The organism is Verrucosispora sp. NA02020, from assembly GCF_013364215.1.
In the GTDB taxonomy this organism is placed as follows: domain Bacteria; phylum Actinomycetota; class Actinomycetes; order Mycobacteriales; family Micromonosporaceae; genus Micromonospora.
The window spans coordinates 2872342-2889324 of record NZ_CP054923.1 but is presented as its reverse complement, the minus strand read 5'-3'; the positions used below and the strand labels follow the sequence as shown (position 1 = coordinate 2889324).

17 protein-coding genes are annotated in these 16983 nt (G+C 71.0%); 9 read left to right on the top strand and 8 right to left on the bottom strand.

From position 1 onward, the window contains the following. The first annotated feature begins 10 nt into the window (after positions 1-10). Positions 11-979, top strand: coding sequence for an NAD(P)-dependent alcohol dehydrogenase (locus HUT12_RS12670; RefSeq protein ID WP_131051165.1), 969 nt, complete (start codon positions 11-13; stop codon positions 977-979). Between the two features lie 65 nt (positions 980-1044). Then, a complete protein-coding gene (locus HUT12_RS12665) occupies positions 1045-2301 on the top strand; it encodes a PP2C family protein-serine/threonine phosphatase (protein WP_176093485.1) in 1257 nt (418 codons plus the stop codon). Positions 2302-2315: 14 nt separating this feature from the next. Here the strand turns inward: HUT12_RS12665 and HUT12_RS12660 are convergent, their stop codons facing one another. Beyond that, a complete protein-coding gene (locus HUT12_RS12660) occupies positions 2316-2669 on the bottom strand; it encodes an STAS domain-containing protein (RefSeq protein ID WP_176093484.1) in 354 nt (117 codons plus the stop codon). Positions 2670-2866: 197 nt separating this feature from the next. Between HUT12_RS12660 and HUT12_RS12655 the strand changes: the two genes are divergently transcribed. After that, positions 2867-3277 carry an ATP-binding protein gene (locus HUT12_RS12655; protein WP_254877049.1) on the top strand — a complete coding sequence of 137 codons (411 nt, stop codon included), beginning with the start codon at positions 2867-2869 and terminating at the stop codon, positions 3275-3277. A 93-nt stretch (positions 3278-3370) separates the two neighbouring features. Here the strand turns inward: HUT12_RS12655 and HUT12_RS12650 are convergent, their stop codons facing one another. Beyond that, a complete protein-coding gene (locus tag HUT12_RS12650) occupies positions 3371-4381 on the bottom strand; it encodes a hypothetical protein (protein ID WP_176093482.1) in 1011 nt (336 codons plus the stop codon). Positions 4382-4447: 66 nt separating this feature from the next. On the opposite strand from HUT12_RS12650, the gene HUT12_RS12645 reads away from it, so the two are divergent. Together HUT12_RS12645 and HUT12_RS12640 are read left to right on the top strand one after the other, a co-directional pair. Next, positions 4448-5029, top strand: a complete 582-nt coding sequence (locus HUT12_RS12645; protein WP_176093481.1) for a TetR/AcrR family transcriptional regulator — start codon at positions 4448-4450, stop codon at positions 5027-5029. 252 nt (positions 5030-5281) lie between these two features. After that, positions 5282-5569 (top strand): hypothetical protein, encoded by a 288-nt coding sequence (locus HUT12_RS12640; protein WP_176093480.1) that lies wholly within the window; start codon positions 5282-5284, stop codon positions 5567-5569. Between the two features lie 235 nt (positions 5570-5804). Here HUT12_RS12640 and HUT12_RS12635 read toward each other — a convergent pair whose 3' ends face one another. The 6 genes from HUT12_RS12635 to HUT12_RS12610 all read right to left on the bottom strand — a co-directional run bounded on the left by HUT12_RS12635 (position 5805) and on the right by HUT12_RS12610 (position 12417). After that, positions 5805-5975: a hypothetical protein gene (locus HUT12_RS12635; RefSeq protein ID WP_162854322.1), complete on the bottom strand. Its 171-nt coding sequence runs from the start codon at positions 5973-5975 to the stop codon at positions 5805-5807. 87 nt (positions 5976-6062) lie between these two features. Next, positions 6063-6719: a hemerythrin domain-containing protein gene (locus tag HUT12_RS12630; protein WP_176093479.1), complete on the bottom strand. Its 657-nt coding sequence runs from the start codon at positions 6717-6719 to the stop codon at positions 6063-6065. 266 nt (positions 6720-6985) lie between these two features. Further along, positions 6986-8803 carry a carbamoyltransferase C-terminal domain-containing protein gene (locus tag HUT12_RS12625; protein WP_176093478.1) on the bottom strand — a complete coding sequence of 606 codons (1818 nt, stop codon included), beginning with the start codon at positions 8801-8803 and terminating at the stop codon, positions 6986-6988. A 28-nt stretch (positions 8804-8831) separates the two neighbouring features. Then, the gene (locus HUT12_RS12620; RefSeq protein WP_254876800.1) at positions 8832-9719 is read right to left on the bottom strand and encodes an ABC transporter permease; all 888 of its coding nucleotides are present in this window, start codon (positions 9717-9719) and stop codon (positions 8832-8834) included. After that, positions 9716-10624: an ABC transporter ATP-binding protein gene (locus tag HUT12_RS12615; RefSeq protein WP_217705982.1), complete on the bottom strand. Its 909-nt coding sequence runs from the start codon at positions 10622-10624 to the stop codon at positions 9716-9718. The genes HUT12_RS12620 and HUT12_RS12615 overlap by 4 nt, the downstream gene beginning before the upstream one ends. Next, positions 10621-12417 (bottom strand): condensation domain-containing protein, encoded by a 1797-nt coding sequence (locus HUT12_RS12610; protein ID WP_176093477.1) that lies wholly within the window; start codon positions 12415-12417, stop codon positions 10621-10623. Before HUT12_RS12610 ends, HUT12_RS12615 begins: the two co-directional genes overlap by 4 nt. Positions 12418-12794: 377 nt before the next feature. Here HUT12_RS12610 and HUT12_RS12605 point away from each other — a divergent pair, with 377 nt between their 5' ends. From HUT12_RS12605 to HUT12_RS12590, 4 genes are read left to right on the top strand one after another with little or no spacing between them, the layout of a single operon-like run. After that, positions 12795-13976 carry a 3-oxoacyl-[acyl-carrier-protein] synthase III C-terminal domain-containing protein gene (locus tag HUT12_RS12605; protein WP_217705981.1) on the top strand — a complete coding sequence of 394 codons (1182 nt, stop codon included), beginning with the start codon at positions 12795-12797 and terminating at the stop codon, positions 13974-13976. Positions 13977-13985: 9 nt separating this feature from the next. After that, positions 13986-15371 carry an ATP-grasp domain-containing protein gene (locus HUT12_RS12600; protein ID WP_176093476.1) on the top strand — a complete coding sequence of 462 codons (1386 nt, stop codon included), beginning with the start codon at positions 13986-13988 and terminating at the stop codon, positions 15369-15371. Next, complete coding sequence (locus HUT12_RS12595; protein ID WP_254876799.1) at positions 15368-16666, top strand: alanine racemase; 1299 nt, start codon at positions 15368-15370, stop codon at positions 16664-16666. The genes HUT12_RS12600 and HUT12_RS12595 overlap by 4 nt, the downstream gene beginning before the upstream one ends. Before the next feature lie 48 nt (positions 16667-16714). Then, positions 16715-16972, top strand: coding sequence for an acyl carrier protein (locus HUT12_RS12590; RefSeq protein WP_131051154.1), 258 nt, complete (start codon positions 16715-16717; stop codon positions 16970-16972). Positions 16973-16983 lie beyond the last annotated feature (11 nt).

The following is a 16983-nucleotide window of genomic DNA, read 5'->3' as shown; positions in this document are numbered from 1 at the left end:
GGCGGACACGATGACGGCCATCACCCAGGACCGCTACGGCACACCGGACACGCTGACGCTGCGTGAGGTCGCGCGGCCCGAACCCAGGAAGGGCCACGTCCTGATACGGGTCCGGGCCGCCGGCATCCACCGGGGAGACCGGATCCTGCTCGCGGGACGGCCGTACGCGGTCCGCATCGTCGGACCCCGTGCCCCGAGGCACCGCATCGCGGGGACCGAGGGCGCCGGTGAGGTGCTTTCCGTCGGCAGCGCCGTCACCGAGTTCGCACCCGGTGACGAGGTGCTCGGTTGGGGCACCGGCCTCTATGCCGAATTCGCCTCGATCCCGGCGAAGAACCTCGTACCGAAGCCGGCGGCGCTCACGTTCGCGCAGGCCGCCGCCATGCCGGTCTCCGGCATGACCGCCCTCCAGGCCCTCGACGGCCGGACCCGCCCCCGCCCCGGACAGCGGGTCCTCGTCATCGGCGCCGCCGGCGGGGTCGGCACCTTCGCCGTCCAGATAGCCAGGGCGTACGGCGCCGAGGTGACCGGCGTCGGCAGCTCCACCAAGGTCGACCTGATCCGGTCGCTCGGCGCCGAGCACGTCGTCGACTACACCCGCGAGGACGTGACCCGGAGCCCCCACCGCTTCGACGTCATCATCGACCTGATCGGTGACCGCCCGGTGAACCGGCTCCGTCAGCTCCTCGCCCCGACCGGAACGCTCGTCCTGGTCGGCGTGGAGAAGGGTGGCCGGCTGCTGGGTGGGTTCGAACGCAACCTCATCACGATGCTGACCGCGCCCTTCATGCGGCAGCGTCCGGTGCGACCACTCTCGTCGATCGGCCGCAAGAGTGACCTGCTGGCGCTCACCCAGCTCGTCGACGCGGGCCGCCTCACGCCGGTCGTCGACCGCACCTTTCCACTCGGACGGACCGCCGAGGCGTTCCGCTACCTCGCCGACGAACACGCGCGCGGCAAGGTGGTCATCACCCTGTGAGGCGTCGCCCGGTGCCCGCCTTCGCGCGTGGTGCTGGTCGGCGGGGTGGTTCCATAGACCCGGGGGTGGAAAGCAGTCAAGGGCGTGTGCTGGCCGGCCTGTTGGACGCGGCGGAGGACGCCTCACCGGTCGAGGCGGTCGAGGCGGTCACCCGTGAGGTCGGTGCCGCGCTCGGCGCGTCGGACGTCTCGTTCCTGATCGTCGATCTCAGTGGTCGGGCATTGGTGCGGTTGGCGCACGTGCCGTTCGACGATGCGGGTGGCACCCGCCGCCACGGTGACGAGGTCGCCACCGTGCAGCCGTTCGATCAGGGTCCCGCAGAGCAGGCGTTGCGGACCCAGACGGTGCAGGTGACCAAGCAGGCCCACGGCTGGACGGTGTTGGCGCCGGTCACCGACCGTGGTGAGGCGATCGGTCTGCTGGAGATGACGCTACCCACCGAGCCGACCGCGCAGGCGCTGGGGGAGATCGCCCGCACGGCGCACGCGTTGGCCTTCGTGGTGATCGCCAACCGGAGACACACCGACCTGTTCGAGTGGGGTCAACGCACCACCCCGTTCACGCTGTCCGCGGAGATCCAACGTCGCCTGCTGCCGGGGTCGTTCACCTGTGAGGCGAGCGCGTTCACGCTCTCCGGGTGGCTGGAGCCGGCTGCCAGCATCGGCGGCGACACCTTCGACTACAGCCTGGGCCGCGACGTCCTGCACTTCAGCGTCACCGACGCGATGGGTCACGGCGTGTCCAGCGCGCTGACTGCCACCCTGGGAGTCGGGAGCCTGCGCAACACCCGCCGCCTCCCCGCCGGCCTGGTCGAGCAGGCCGACGTCGCGAACGCCGCGGTGGCCGAACACGCCGTGGTGCGCGGCAGCTACGTCACCGCGGTCCTGGGTCGCCTCGACCTCCGCACCGGGGTCTGCGCGCTGCTCAACGCCGGGCACGTGCCGCCGCTACTGGTGCGCGGCGGGAAGACGCAGCCGGTACGGCTGCCGGGGAACCTCCCGCTGGGCATGTTCGCCGATGCCGAGTACCAGCACGAGGAGGTCACGCTGCAGCCCGGCGATCGCCTGGTCGTGGTCACCGACGGCATGTTGGAACGCAACGCCGCCGGCCTGGACCTTCCGGCGGTGTTGCCGACGCTGCGTGACCTGCACCCGCGCGAGGCCGTCCGGGCGTTGGCCGACGCCGTGCTCGAGGTGGCCGGACCCACCCTGGCCGACGACGCGACGCTGTTGATCCTCGACTGGTACGGAGGGCACGAGCGCGGTCGGCTCGCCAACGCCGGCGCCGATGCGGAACGCGCCAGCGCGGCGCTGCCCGACTGACCGACTCCTGCCGGTCACACCGCCGAAGGGCGATATGTCGCTTCGGCTCCCGGGACGTCGTCGTAGATGTCGATCACCCGATCCACCGAGGTGATGTTCAGCACGCGGCGCACCGCGGGCCGCACGCCGGCCAGGCTGAGCCGTCCGCCGGCCTCGCGCGACGACTTGAACATCACCACCAACGCACCCAGTGCGCTGGAGTCCATGAACGCCACCCCGGCCAGGTCCACCACCACCTGTCGGTCACCGGCGTCGACGAGCTTCTGCAGGGTGCCCCGCAACCGCGGGGAGGTGGCCATGTCGAGGTCACCCTGCACCTCCACCACCGTGCACCCCCGGCCGGGACGGGCCGACACCTGCAGATCCACAACAGCCTCCTCACGCGTGCCGCACACCAGCCTATGCGCGCGGCGGCGAAACCACCGCGAACGGGCACACCGCACGGCGGCACTGTGGCCGTTTCAGCGGATCAGGCCCGGGTACGGTGGATCACAGTCGGTACGGCACCGGGAAACCGACGCGGCCACGGAACGGCCGAGAGGGAGCTGCGGGAATGCGCGTGACCATGACACTGTCACTGCCACGACAGCCCTCTTCGGTGACCCGCGCCCGCCACGTCCTGACCACTCTGCTCAGCCTCACCGACGTCGGTGAGGAGGCACGGGATCACCTCGCGGTGATGATGTCCGAGGCCTGCGCGAACGCGGTGCTGCACGCGGACAGTGGCAGCACCGTCGACGTGACGATCCTCATCGACGGTCACGACTGCCTGATCGAGGTCGGCAATCGCGGCGACACCCCCGACGACACGCAGCTCGCCGCCGAGTTGCCGGATCCGCTGACTGTCGGTGGTCGTGGACTGCCTCTGATCGGCGCCCTCGCCGATACCGCCGCCTTCCTCGACGCGGACCCCGGTCACGTGCTGCTCCGCCTCACCAAATACCTGAGCACGGTGGCGGCGCCGTCCACCTCCTGAGGATCCGGGCTCGTCGGCTGAATCCCCTGCCGATCGCCCGGGCGGTCGGGTCGGCTCGCAGCATCGCGCACACGCGCAGGGTGCCGACCAGGATCACCGGGGCCCCGTCCGAGTGCGCGTGCGGCCGTACTCGGCCAGTGCGTGGAACGCGGCCTTCGGCGTCCACGAGCCGTCCGGCAACACCCGCACGATCCCTCGCGCGGCCAGGTCGTAGTCGTGCGCCGGGTCACCGGTGGTCGGTAGGTGCCGGTTCGCGAAGGTGTACACGAACGCCGCCTCCACCCCGCCGGCTTCGTAGTCGCGCAGCAGATCCAGCACGTAGCGAGCCTGGCCCTCCTCGTCACGCTCCAACTCCGCGGTCAGTTTCGCCGCACGGCCGTGCTCGTCGTACGCCACAGGTTCCGTTCCTCCCGCGACATCGGCCGCGCCGCGATACGTGCAGCAGCCAAACTCGGTCACGGCGTACGGCTTGCCCTGGCCCACCGCCGCCGCCAGGGTCTGCGGGAACGCTGCGGCATTGGTCGCGTCGCGGTAACCGGCGTCGCTGGCGATGATGTCGAACGAGGCCCAGTCGACGTCCTCGAACGGGATCGAGGCGTAGCCGACGGCACCGCCGAACCGGTCCCGCACCGCGGGCACCGCCTCGGCGAGGAAGTCGCGCACGGCGGCGCGCGCGGCAGGAATCGCTTCCCGCATCCTCATCGGTTCGGTCAACAGCGCCATGCGTTCGGCAAGGTCACGGCCGGGTAGAAAGCCGTTGGTGACCAACGAGATCTCGGAGCCGGCAAGGTACACCACCGAGGCGCCGCTGCGCCTCAGCCGCTCGGCCCGTTCGGCGCCGTCGAGCACGAACGCCATGAGCTCCTTGCGGTCGAGACCGTTGGTGAACGGGCAGTACCAGACCTCGAGTCCCGTCTCGGCGGCGATGTGCGCGGTCAGGTCCAGCCGCTCCTGGACACCGCCGGTGACGCGGACCGCGTCGCAGTGCAGTTCCTGGCGGATGACGCGGAGGTCGCGCCGCACGGTCTCGGGGGCGAACGGTTCGTGGGTGGTGGATCCGGCACTGACGAAGCCGGTGTCGTAGTTCATGCCGAAGACGCGCATCGGGGACCCCTTCACATCTAAGGTACGCCGAGTACCTTATAAGGTACTTCCAGTACCCTGCAAGACATGGGCACCAGGCGCCGGGGCGCGGAGCTGGAACAGGCCATCCTTCACGCGGCGGCGGAGGAACTGCGCGAGTCCGGCTACGCAGGGCTGACCATGGACCGCGTCGCCGCCCGGGCCGGGACCAACAAGAACGCCATCTACCGCCGGTGGCCACATCGGGCAGCACTGGGGATCGCGGCATACCGCTACCTCTCCGACGCCGTGATGCCGAACCCCGACACCGGCAGCCTGCGGGGCGACGCACTCGACATGCTGCGGCGGGCGAACGAGACGTGGTCCTCTCCGCACGGAACGGTCCTCCGCGCCCTGCTGGCGGCGGCGGCGGACGACCCGGCGCTGCTCGACCTCATGCGCGAACGCTCGGGCGCGGACACCATGGACCGCGTCTGGCTGAGCATGCTCGAACGTGCCGTGGCACGCGGCGAGGCACCGCCGAGGGCCGCCCATCCGCGCGTCGCGACAACGCCCATGATGCTGCTACGAGCCGAGTACGCGATGCGCGGCGTCCCCTCGGTCCCCGACGACGTGCTCCTCGACATCGTCGACGAGGTCTTCCTGCCCCTCGTACGTGGCCGCGCCTGAACACCGACGGACCGAGCAGCATCGTCCATGCGCCGGGATTCGGTATCGGCACCCGGGGCATGGCACCGGCTCGCGCGGCGGGTCCACCTGTCGGGGGACGCGGACGGTCGGACTCACCCGCCTGGCGTACGCGACGGGTCAGGTCGTGGGCCGACGACCCGAGCCCGTTCTCCGCGCAGCATGTAACGCATCGATCGTCGACGGACGCCCTGGGCCGGACATCCGGCCCGGGGCGCGTGGGAGGAGAACCCGATGCGCAAACAGTCATTGCGGCAGAGACTGGCTACGACGACCCTGGTGGTCACCCTGGTCGCCACCGGCCTGGGAACGACGGCCGGGGCCGCCCAGGCCGCTCCCGTCACCGCCGTCACCGCGGCGGTGAGTGCCGCGCCGGTCACGCAGGCCGCGGCGGGCGCCTGGCTGCTCCAGGGTGTCTTCCCCGACCCGATCACCTGCCACATCGCCGGAATCGCCTCCGGGCGGGAGTACGTCTGCGTCTGGTACGTCCTCGCCTGGGCCCTCAACGTCTGGCAGGACTAGCAAACCCGGCGTCGTCGCTCCCCTCGCACACCGTCGAGGAACACCGCACGGATGACAGCGTCGCCCGGTCCGCGATGACGGACTGGGCGACACCTGTCGGTCCGGCGTGAACTCGCCGACGGCGACGGCGCAGAGGCCGGGGGCGGCCTGGGCGATCGCGGCGGTCCACCTGGCGCCTCATGGCGCTGGTCCCCGGCCGACCGGGACTGCTGATCGGCGCCGCTCGCGACCGCCGTCATGCCGGCTCGGGTACGCCTCCCGGCTCACCGTCGTCGGGCGACGGCTCGACCGGCGCCTCCGGTAGCTCGCCGGGCGTGTCGGGAAGAAGCTCACCGACGTCGTCCGGCACGGGCTCACGAGGGTCGAGGGGCGGATAGACGTCCGGATCGAGGTCAGGATTTGTCATCGGGCAATTATCCGCCACGACCGGCTCCGCCGCCTCTCACACGGCAGGCCAGGGGGCGGCCGACCCCGGGCCGACCGCCCCACGCGGTCAGGCGGCGCCCACCCGGTCGAGGCCCAGCCGCCGGGCGTACCTGCCGTAGGCCACCGGGCCCAGGCGGGAGAGCACGAACCAGACCGGGCCCGGGATCACCGCTCTGAGGCTCTCGGTGTGCTCGGGCCTGGCGTCGTGCAGCAGCATGCCGAAGATCATCGGCAGCTGGCTCTTCCGCGCCGAGGCCAGCCCGTGTTTCCCGGCTTCGGCCCACTCCTCGTCGGTCAGGTGTTTGTCGATCAACGTCAGCACGTGGGCCTCCTCGGCGTCCAGGTGTGCCGACATCGGCGCGATCAACGCGTCGAGGGCTGCGGCCAGCGCTTCCCGGTCAGCCTCAGTCGCGGTCGAGCGCCACACGGTCGCCCGCTCCTCCACGTCGGCCAGTGCCGCGTGCAGGCTCTCGTGCTGACTCTCCATGGTCTGGACCAGCGGCGCGATCTCGTCCGGACCGCGTTGCAGCAACTTCGGCCAGACATGCGTGTCCTCACCGGTGTGATGCGTGTGCAACGCGCCGGTGAGCAGCAGCACGTGGTCGGCGACACGGGCGGTGGTCGGCGCGTCATCCGCAGCCACTGTCCGGACCAGGGCCGCAGCGGCCGGGAACTCGCGCCTGAAGAGGCTGTGCACGACGTACATGTCACGGCTGTCGGCCATGGTCCTTCTTTCCGCTCGATTCGAGGAAGGGCGGCTCCCACCTGTGTGGACCCACCTTCCACTGAAACCCGTACGTGACAGGACATCTCGTCCGGCCGCGTACGGGCCCGATGTACCCACCGACGACGCTCACCACGCCGGCCGAGCTCGTTGGTTCTGTCGCCGCGCCGACGACGGTGACCGGTTGTTCGTCGCGCACCAGGCTGAACGGAGGCGCTGACTACGGCGAACAGGGAAAGCAGCGGCCGGGGTGTTCTCCGGCTCGCCTATCGCACCTTGAGCACGGTGTGTCGCGCGGCGTGGGTCACCGCCCGTTCGACCGCCGCCACCGCGTCGGGTTTGGCGTAGAGCCGGTCGCCGAGGACGAGGACGTCCAGTCTCGACGAGTCGAAGGTGCGGTACGCCTCCGCGCCCGCCCGGGCGGTGGGCTGGCCCTTCACGTTCAGCGACGTGTTCATCAGCACCGGTGTCCCGGTCAGCCGCTCGAACTCGTCCAGGATCCGCCAGAACCGTGGGTTGTCCGTCTGATGGACGGCCTGCACCCGAGCGGTGCCGTCGTCGTGCACGACCGCCGCGATCCGCTGCGCCATCGGTGGTCGTACCGGCACGGCCACCGTCATGTGCCGCATGTTCGTCCCCGGCGGTATGACGAACCAGTCGTCGGCTCGCTCCGCCTTGACCGCCGGGGCGAGCGGGCGGAACTCCTCGCGGAACTTCACCGCGGCGTTGACCCGCTCCCGCGCGCCACGGTCCCTCGGGTCGGCCAGGATGCTGCGGTTGCCCAGTGCTCTCGGGCCGAACTCCAGCCGACCCTGGGCCCAGCCGACGATCCTGCCCTCCGTCAGCAGCCGTGCGACCGCCACCTCGGCGACGCCCTCGCCCACCGGCACGGACCAGTACGGTTGGTCGGCCGGCGGTCCGTCCTCGGTGACGTCCGGGCCGAGGTAGGTCATCGACGGGTAGTGGGCGGCGGTGGCGGCCGGACCGGCCAGGGCGAGTGCGGCGCCGACCGCCGTTCCCTCGTCGCCGGCGGCCGGTTGCACGTACACGGAGTCGACCAGGCCGGAGGCGGCCAGTTTGCCGATCGCGACGCAGTTCAGCGCGACGCCGCCGGCGAACGCCACCCGCCGCAGCCCGGTCCGCCGTACCCAGTACGACAGCAGGTGGGTCAGGGCCTGTTCCACGCGTTCCTGGGCGGCGCTGGCGAGGTCGATGTGCTCCCGGGTGAGTTCCTCGCCGGCGCGTCGTTGCGGGCAGGCCCGCTCGGTGAGCCAGTCCCGCGAGGTCGCGAAGGTCTCCCGGGCCCACGGCTCCCGGTTGAGTCGCAGCAGCGGCACGTCCAGCCGTCCGTCCGGTTGGCAGTGCACCGCGTCGGCCAGCACGTCGCGGTACCGCGCCGGGTCGCCCATCGCGGCGAGTGCCATCACCTTGTACTCGTCGCTGTTGGGCCAGTAGCCCAGGTGCATGGTGAGGATCGCGTAGAGGAGGCCGAGGCTGGCGCGGTAGTCCAGTGCGGCCAGGCGGGTCAGCTGTCCGTGCCGCCATGCGTAGACGCTGATGGCGTACAACTCCCCCATGCCGTCGACGACCACGACCAGTGCGTCGTCGTAGCCGGAGGGGACGGCGGCGGTGAGGGCGTGCGCGTGGTGGTGGGACACCGGTGTCACCCGGTGCCGGGCCAGGGCGGGCATGAACCGGTGCAGCAGCTCGGTCTGTCGGGCCGGGTCGAGGATCTCGCGGTAGCGGCGTCGCGCGTACTCCTCGCCCTCGGCGAAGACCCGCATGTGGGAGTGGTCGAAGTTGTGGGCCACCGCGTCGACGTCGGTGGCGTCCAGACCGGCGATCGTCAGGCAGCTCGCCATCGCGTCGGCCGGGAACGCGTGGTCGAACTTGATCCCGGAGTACCGCTCCTGCTGCACCGCGGCGACCAGTTCGCCGTCGACGACGAGGGCGGCGGCGGAGTCCAGTCCCTGGAACAGGCGCGCCTCCCGCTCGTCGAGGCCCGGGAAGCAGGACTGTTTGAGTTCCGCCGATCCGTGCAGCCCGCTGTAGCCGAGCACGACCGCCCGCCGCTGACCCGTCATCTCTTCTCCTCAGGGGTGCAGTTCATGGTCAGCCGTCGGCGCGGTTGCGCCAGCGGAAGGTGCGTACCGCCACCACGAGTCCGATCAGGCACCAGGCGCCGAGCACCAGCGCGATCCGCCCGTGTTCCCAGTCGCCGGCCACCTCGTGCGCGGCGAAGGAGTCGGGCAGGAAGACCGATCTCATCCCTTGTGTCATCCACTTGAGCGGGAAGATCGTGCCGATGCTCTGCATCCAGGTGGGGAGGGAGGCGAAGACGAAGAACACCCCGGAGACGAACTGGAGGACGGTCGCCAGGGGCGACACGATCGCCGGAGCGGTCCGGCCGTTCTTCACGATTCCGGCCACGCCGATGCCGAGCAGGGTGCAGGCGATCGTGCCGAGTGCGGCCACCCAGAGGAAGGTGAGCCAGGGGCCGACGGTGGTGGGCAGGGTCAGGTCGTAGAAGATCACGCCGATCCCGATCAGCAGCACGCTCTGCACCAGCGCGGTGAACGCCACTATCACGATCTTGCCGGCGAAGTAGGCGGACTTCGGCATGGGTGTGCCGGCCAGTCGTTTCAGGCCGCCGATGTCCCGTTCCAGGGGGATGACGATGGCGAGGTTCTGGAAGCTGCATCCGAACAGTCCGGCGGCGATCATGCCGGCGACGAAGTACTGCTCGTAGACGACCCCGGCGGCGATCGGTTGGCCGTGCAGCGCCGAGCCGAAGATGACCAGCAGGGTGAGCGGGAAGGCGAAGGTGAAGACCATCGCCGAGCGTTCGCGGACGAGGGAGAGGAACTCGACGCGGGTGCGGGCGGCCACCACCCGGAGCAGTCTCGGCATGCGGGGGGCCGGTGCACGGTGTCCGCCGGTCGGCGCGGTCATGGCCGGGTGTTCGGGTGTCGGGCGGGCGCCCTCGCTGACGGTGGTCATGCCGGTCCTCCGGTCACCGGTTGGCGGGTGTCCGCGCGCGTCGGCGACTGCCCGATCATCTCCAGGTACACGTCCTCGAGGCTGGGGCGCTGGACGACCAGATCGGGGACGGCGCCGCCGAAGCGCTGGGCGAGTTCGCGCACGACCGCGGTCGGATCACCGGTACGCCGGCTCTGTGTTCCGTCGGGTCCGGTCCACCGCACCGTGGCGGTGGCACTGGCCCGTCCGCCGAGGGTCTGTGGCGTGGCGATCGCGACGATGCGTCCTGCGGCCACCACCGCGACCCGGTCCGCGAGGCGTTCGGCTTCCTCCAGGTAGTGGGTGGTGAGCAGGATCGTGGTGCCGTCGTGGGCGAGCTGGGTCAGCAGTGACCAGAAGCGGACCCGGGCCTCCGGGTCGAATCCGGTGGTGGGTTCGTCCAGGAAGAGCAGCTCGGGTCGGCCGACGATGCCGAGGGCCACGTCGAGCCGGCGACGTTGACCGCCGGAGAGCGCGGAGGCGCGTACCCGCGCCTGGCGGGAGAGCCCGACCAGCTCGATCACCTCGTCCGGGGGGCGGGGCGTCGGGTAGTAGGCGGCGACCGATCGGACCCAGTCGCGTACCGAGAGGACGCTGGAGTAGGTGAGGTCGTCGGCGCGTTGCAGGACGACGCCGATCCGGGCCTTCCACTCCGGTCTACCGTCGGCGGGGTCGGCGCCGAGTACCCGGACCTCACCGCCGTCGCGGCGGCGGTGCCCGGCCAGGATCTCCACGGTGGTGGTCTTGCCGGCGCCGTTCGGTCCGAGCAGGGCGAAGACCTCGCCTCGACGGACGGTGAAGTCGATCCCGTCGACCGCCGGTCGTCCGTGGTAGGACTTGCGCAGCCCGGACAGCACGATCGCGTCCCCGTCGTGGGAGGTGGTCACTGTGGCGTACCTTCCCGCCCGTCTCCGGTGTGCCGCACCGGCATGCGTCGCCACTGCGACAGGTCGGCCGGATCGTGCGGCGCGCGGGCGCAGACGACGTACCGTCGCGGGGCCATCGCGGTGTCCCGGCCGGGTAGCCGTTCGAGGCAGGCCCGGTGGGCTCGGCCCGGCGTGGTCGCGTCGCCGTTGGCCAGGTACGCCACCAGTTCCGGACGGCCGTGGTCGTCGGGTACGGCGAAGACCCGGGCGCCGGCGGTGGGCAGCGCGTCGTCGAGCAGGTGCTGGGTCTGGGAGAGTTGGATCCAGTTGGAGTCGACGAAGCGCCAGTCGGCATCCCGGGTCAGGGGTGCCACTGCGGTCACCTCGCCGAGCCGGTCCAGGTCGACGTCACCCGCCGCCGCTTCGACGAGCAGCCGCTCGACGGCCGTCAGCAGCAGTGCGCTCTCGGCGTCGGTGATGCGGTGGCGGTCGGCGGTCAGCACGCCGAGGATCATCTGCCCCTCTTTGTCCAGCAGGCGGAAGGCGAGCAGCGCGCGGATCTCCCCCCACGACCGTGGCACCACGGTCGACTCGGTCAGTGCCCGGCGCGCCTCGGTCGGGTCCGTCGCCGTCGTGTCGGTCACGGCCGGTGTCGGGGGTCCGGACCCCATGGCGGCGCTGGAGTCGTTGAAGGTGCAGCGGCGGGCGACGTGGATGCCGCGCTCGTCGGTGATCCGGGCCAGCCGGTCCATCTCCTGGGGTTGGCCCGCCGGATACCGGTTGGCGCGCAGGACGGCGGTGCCGGCCCGGTGGATGAGTTCGTCGAAGCCGGCGCAGGTGACCTCCACCGACACCAGGCTGTCGGTGGCCAGCGGGCCGATGTAGTCGTGCAGCCGGCGCTCGTAACGGTTGCTGCACAGGGTCGGCATCGCGATCTGGCGGTGGCCGGTGCGGTGGCTCAGGACCGCGCAGACGGCGGCCAGCACCGCCATCGACGTGCTGGCACCGGTGCGGGCGGCGATGTGCGGCAGGGCCAGGGCGGCGGCGCGTGACCAGAGCCAGGAGGATGAGGATCCACCCGGCCCGTCGGGTGCCGGTGGCACCGCGTAGAGGTTCTGCGGGATGGTGGTGAAGATCCGTTCCCAGTAGCGGAGCGCCTCCTCGGCCCGGCGTCGTCCCCGCTCGGAGCGCTCGGCTGCGGCCTGGTCGAGGGGCTGGTGCCCGTGCGGGCCGACCTGTCGGCGGGTGGGCTCGGCGGCGAGTTCGGTGAACTGTCTGGCCAGCATCACCATGCTGGGCAGGTCGACCACGACATGCGAGTAGACCACGGCCGCGGCGGTGGGTACGCCGTCCACGGCGGTCACCGCGACCCGGATCGGCAGCTCCTGGGACAGGTCGAACTCCTCGCTGCGCAGGATGCGGATCAGTTCGTTCACGAGCACCTGCGTGTCGGCTTCCTCGTCGGCGGTGAACACGTCGACGGCCAGTTCGCCGGAGCGCAGCACCTGCTGGGTCCGCCCGTCGGCGGGGAAGAGGGTGCGCAGTGCCTCGTGCCGGGCCATCAGCACCTCGACGGCGGCCGTGACGTCGACCATCGAGGCACCGGGTGGCAGTTCCAGGGGGCCGGCGGCGAACCGCCCGTACGGCTTCTCCTTGGCGATCCAGCTGAGCATGTTCGCCTGTCCGAGGGTGATCGGTCCTTCGCCGTCCCGCTCACCGGTGAACCGGACGCGCAGCTGGTCCACGTGCGTCAGCCTCACCGCAGGCGGCGCGTCCTCGGGTGGGGGCACCAGGTCGATAGGTCGGATTCCCATCGTTTCTCTCCTTTGGACCGGCCGCCACCCCATTCCCGGCCCGGTCGACGAAATGGCAGGTAACCGCCATAAGCCAATATCCGGATGGCACCTAACGGCCAACGCTAGATCCGCCCGGACCCTGGAGTCACTTCGGGAAATCCCCACCTTCGGCATTGACGTTTATCAGATCATTACAGGGGTTTCCCCAATTCACCGAAGCATCTGGATCTGCCTATCGTCTGCCGTGTGGCCGGGCGGCCGGCGCTGCCGACCGGCGGGCCGGACCCTCCAGCGAGTCGCCTCGGTCCAGGCATCCGCGCCGACATCGCGCGCCAACGGTGCACCGCCTCGTCGACGCCGCCCGGGCGGGCCGCCCCGCGAATCCGGAGGAACGAGTGGCCGACACCTTCTCCCGTACGCACCGGCCGGACCTGGTCCGGTCGGGTCCCGTCACGACACGTGCCGTCGGGGCACCTGGGGTGCCCCCGACCCCGCAGGCGACGGTCCTGCGGGGCGACACCGTCGATCGGGCGCGGGACGAGGGCCGGCGTGGCGCGATCGCACCGCCGTCCGACCTCGTGCGGGCGGCCACCGTCCTGCACCGGGTCGAGGCGTTCACGCCCGCCCGGTCGTGGACGGTCGAGGAGATCGGGGCGGCCTGCGGGCTCAACCGCTACCAGACGAAGGTGCTACGTCGGATCCGAGGCATGGCGGAGGTCCGGGCGGACCCCGACGGTGACCTGTTCGACCTGCTCGTACCGGCAGCCGGCGCGGCGCTGCGCGAGCTGCCCGATCCCACCGTCGTCCGTTACCTGCTCTACGCGCACACCCTGCCCGATCCCGCTCCGTCGCACGTCCTCGCCGCCGACGAGCTCCGGAAACGGCTCGGCCTGTCCGGAACCGACGCGTTCGCGGTGACCCAGCAGTTCTGTGCCAGTGGACTCGCCGCCGTCGACATCGCCGGTGAGCTGCTGCGTGCCGACGGCGATCCGATGGCCAAGGCCCTCGTGGTCACCGGCGAGAAGGCGTTCAACAGTGTGCTGCGGTACGTCCTGCACGTATCGATCACCGGCGAGGCGTCGACGGCCCTGCTGGTCGGCCTGGACACGCCGGACGGGTACCGCTCCGGTGGGCTCGCCGCCGGTCCCGGCCGGTCACCCGACGGCGCGGGCAGCCGGGTGCTCTCCTACGCGGCCCGCACCGAGGGCGAGTTCGCCGACGGGTTCCGGATGTCCGCCGAGCAGCTCCGTCGTTTCGGCGACACCTACAACACCCACCTCTGGACCGCGATGTCGGACGCGCTCGCGCAGGCCGGAAAGGAGCTGTCGGACATCGCCATGGTGATCCCGCACAACGTCAACGCCTCGCTCTGGCTGCGACTCTGCGCCCAGGTGGGCCTGGACCGGCGGCGGGTGTTCCTGGACAACATCCCCCGCTACGGCCACTGCAACTGCTCCGACCCCTTCCTGAACCTGGTCTCGATGCGCGAGCGCGGCCTGCTCCGCGAGGGCGAGTCGTACCTGCTCACCTCGGTCGGGATCGGCTCCAGCTACGCCGCCATGGTCATCGAGTACTGAGAGGACGACGTGGACACGGGCTACCTTCGCTCGCTGAAACAGCGCCTGCTCGGCGATCCCGCCGGCCGGCTGATCCTGATCTGCAACTTCGAGGCCGAGCACCGCTGGGCCCGCCAGCACGTCGGGCTGCCGAACCCGGGATTCGCCACCGGCACGAACGTGGTGCGGCGGATGGAGGAACTGGGCGTCCTGCTCGCCGGCGCCGACGACGTGCTCGTCTGCAAGTACCCGCTGGATCCGCAGTACCGCGCCTACCTGGACCGGACCGGTCTGCCGGTGCCCGAGATCGTCGTGCCGGAGAACGTCTCCGCCGACCGTTCCACCACTGAGGACGTTCTCGACTCGCCGGTGCTGCTGGCCCGGCTCGCGGCGCTCGGTGCCGCCGGCGCGCGGCTGCTTCCGATGGCCACCACGGACCTGGAACAGAAGCTGGCCGAGAGCTGCGGTGTGCCGCTGGCGGTGCCGGACGCGGCGACCTTCGAACGGGTCAACGGCAAGATCTACGGGCGCCGGCTGACCGCCGCCGCCGGGCTGCGCGTCGTGCCGGGCGACGAGTGCGAGACCTGCGACGAGCTGGCCACGGTCCTGGAGCGGTACCGTCCCGCCCTCGCGGCGGGCCGGCGGATCGTCGTGAAGGACTCCTACGGGGTGTCCGGCAAGGGACTGCTGGTCCTGGACTCGCCCCGCAAGGCGGACCGGATCCTGCGGATGGTGCGCCGGCGGGCCGAACACAGCGGAGACGACCGGCTGCACGTCGTGGTCGAGGAATGGTTGCCGAAACGGTACGACCTCAACTACCAGGTGACCGTGGCCCGGGACGGCGGGATCCGGCTCGACTTCGTCAAGCAGGCGCTCACCGACGGTGGCGTCCACCAGGGACACATCATGCCCGCCACGCTGACCGACGCCCAGCATGCCGAGATCGACCGCGCCGCCCGGCTGGTCGGTGCCCGGCTCCGCGACGACGGTTACACCGGAGTGGTCGGGGTGGACGCCATCGTCGACCTCGACGGCGTGGTGTACCCGGTGCTGGAGATCAACGCCCGGCTCAACATGTCGACCTACCAGGGCAGCCTGGCCGAGCTGTGCCAGGCACCCGGGCAGGTCGCGCTGGCCCGGCAGTACCCGCTGACGCTCACCGCGCCGGTGTCGTTCGCCGACGTCGACCGGACGCTCGCCACGCTGGTCGACCCGGCCGGTCCCGACCGGGTCGTCGTCACCTGCTTCGGCACCGTCAACGCCGACGCCGACCGGCCGCCACCGTTCCACGGCCGGTTGTACGCCCTGCTCGTCACCACGGACGCCGATCGTCTGAGGGCCCTGGACGATGCCCTGCGCGGGGCGCTCGCCACCCGACTCACCGCCACCCGCCCCAGCCAGGAGGTCTCCCCGTGAGCAACGGAGCAGAACCGGCCGACGCCACCGGCGAGATCGTCACCGATCCCGCCCTGATCGCCGAGTTGGCGCAGCGGTACGGCACACCGCTCTACGTCTACGACGGTGATCACCTGCGGCGCCGCTTCGAGCGGCTGCGTGCCGACCTGGATCCGCGCATCGACATCTTCTACTCCATGAAGGCCAACCCCAACATCAGCCTGTGTGCCCTGTTGCGGTCGCTCGGCGCGGGGCTGGAGGTCTCCTCCCTGGCCGAGTTGACCACCGCCCGGCGGGCCGGGGTCGGCGCGGACGACCTCATCTTCCTCGGACCGGGCAAGTCCGACGACGAGTTGCGGGCCTGCTGCGCCGAGGGCGGGACACACGCGGTGGTCGTGGAGTCCCTCGCCGAACTGGCCGCGCTGGATGCCCTGCCGGAGGCCGCCGGGACGCGGGTGATCCTGCGGGTCAACCCGGAGTTCGAGACGCACGGCTCGCGGCTGGCGATGGGCGGCAAGCCCCGCCAGTTCGGCATCGACGAGGAGATCCTGCGGGGTGCGAAGGCCGCCGTGACCGCGCTGAACCGGGTACGCGTCATCGGGGTACACGCCTATCTGGGAACCCGGATCCTGGACGTGGAGACCGTCGTGCACAACACCCGGGGCGTCCTGGGCGTGGCCGAGTCCCTCGCCGGGGAACTCGGCGTACCGCTGGAGACGGTGGACATCGGCGGCGGCTGGGGCGTTCCGTACTTCGACAACGAGAGCGACCTCGACGCGACCGCCGCCGCCGAGGGGGTGAACCGGGCGGTGGACGAGTTCCTGGCGCGGTACCCGGACACCCGGATCATCACCGAACTCGGGCGTTACCTGGTCGGCTGGTCCGGGACGTACGTACTGCGGGCCCGCTACGTCAAGCAGTCCCGTGGTGAGTGGTTCGTGGTCGCCGACGGCGGCACCAACCACCACATGGCGGCGGTCGGCCTCGGCAGCTTCGTCAAACGGAACTTCCCCGTGCGGTCGTTGACCCGGCCGGACACCTCCGCGAGCGAGGTGTACACCGTCACCGGGCCGCTCTGCACCCCCAACGACGTGATCGCCAAGCGGGTCCGGCTGCCCGAGGTACGCCCCGGTGACCTGCTCGGGGTCAGCCGCTCCGGCGCGTACGGTCCCAGCGCCTCACCGGTGCTGTTCCTCAGTCACGGGCACCCGGCCGAGGTGCTCGTGGTGGACGGGGTCGGTCACCTGGTGCGTAGCCGCGACACCGTCGACGATCTGCTGCGATCGCAGCGTCTGGTGTCCTTCCCCGCCTCCTGATCCGCCCGTTGCCGCCATCCCCGGTCGGCCTACCCGAAAGGACCCGTCATGGACCGCAGCAAGGTCGTCTCGCAGATCGAGCAGTCTCTCAGTGACGTGCTGCAACGCCCGATCTCCGGGCTGCCCGAGGAGACGAGGCTCTTCGAGGACCTGCACGTCGACTCGACCTCCGTGCTCGAACTGCTGATGGCGTTGGAGGACGGCGTCGGCATCGACGTCGACCCGGAGCGGCTGGAGATCGCCGACTTCAAGACCATCGGCACGGTGGCCGACTACGTGGTCGCGAACCTGGACGATCACGCCTGAGTGGGAGTGAG

Coding starts and splice junctions, on each gene's coding strand:
- HUT12_RS12650 (WP_176093482.1), bottom strand. CDS start 4,381: ATGCGCGTCTTCGGCATGAACTACGACACCGGCTTCGTCAGTGCCGGA.
- HUT12_RS12635 (WP_162854322.1), bottom strand. CDS start 5,975: ATGACAAATCCTGACCTCGATCCGGACGTCTATCCGCCCCTCGACCCT.
- HUT12_RS12670 (WP_131051165.1), top strand. CDS start 11: ATGACGGCCATCACCCAGGACCGCTACGGCACACCGGACACGCTGACG.
- HUT12_RS12625 (WP_176093478.1), bottom strand. CDS start 8,803: ATGACGGGTCAGCGGCGGGCGGTCGTGCTCGGCTACAGCGGGCTGCAC.
- HUT12_RS12610 (WP_176093477.1), bottom strand. CDS start 12,417: ATGGGAATCCGACCTATCGACCTGGTGCCCCCACCCGAGGACGCGCCG.
- HUT12_RS12640 (WP_176093480.1), top strand. CDS start 5,282: ATGCGCAAACAGTCATTGCGGCAGAGACTGGCTACGACGACCCTGGTG.
- HUT12_RS12590 (WP_131051154.1), top strand. CDS start 16,715: ATGGACCGCAGCAAGGTCGTCTCGCAGATCGAGCAGTCTCTCAGTGAC.
- HUT12_RS12655 (WP_254877049.1), top strand. CDS start 2,867: ATGACACTGTCACTGCCACGACAGCCCTCTTCGGTGACCCGCGCCCGC.
- HUT12_RS12620 (WP_254876800.1), bottom strand. CDS start 9,719: ATGACCACCGTCAGCGAGGGCGCCCGCCCGACACCCGAACACCCGGCC.
- HUT12_RS12630 (WP_176093479.1), bottom strand. CDS start 6,719: ATGGCCGACAGCCGTGACATGTACGTCGTGCACAGCCTCTTCAGGCGC.
- HUT12_RS12645 (WP_176093481.1), top strand. CDS start 4,448: ATGGGCACCAGGCGCCGGGGCGCGGAGCTGGAACAGGCCATCCTTCAC.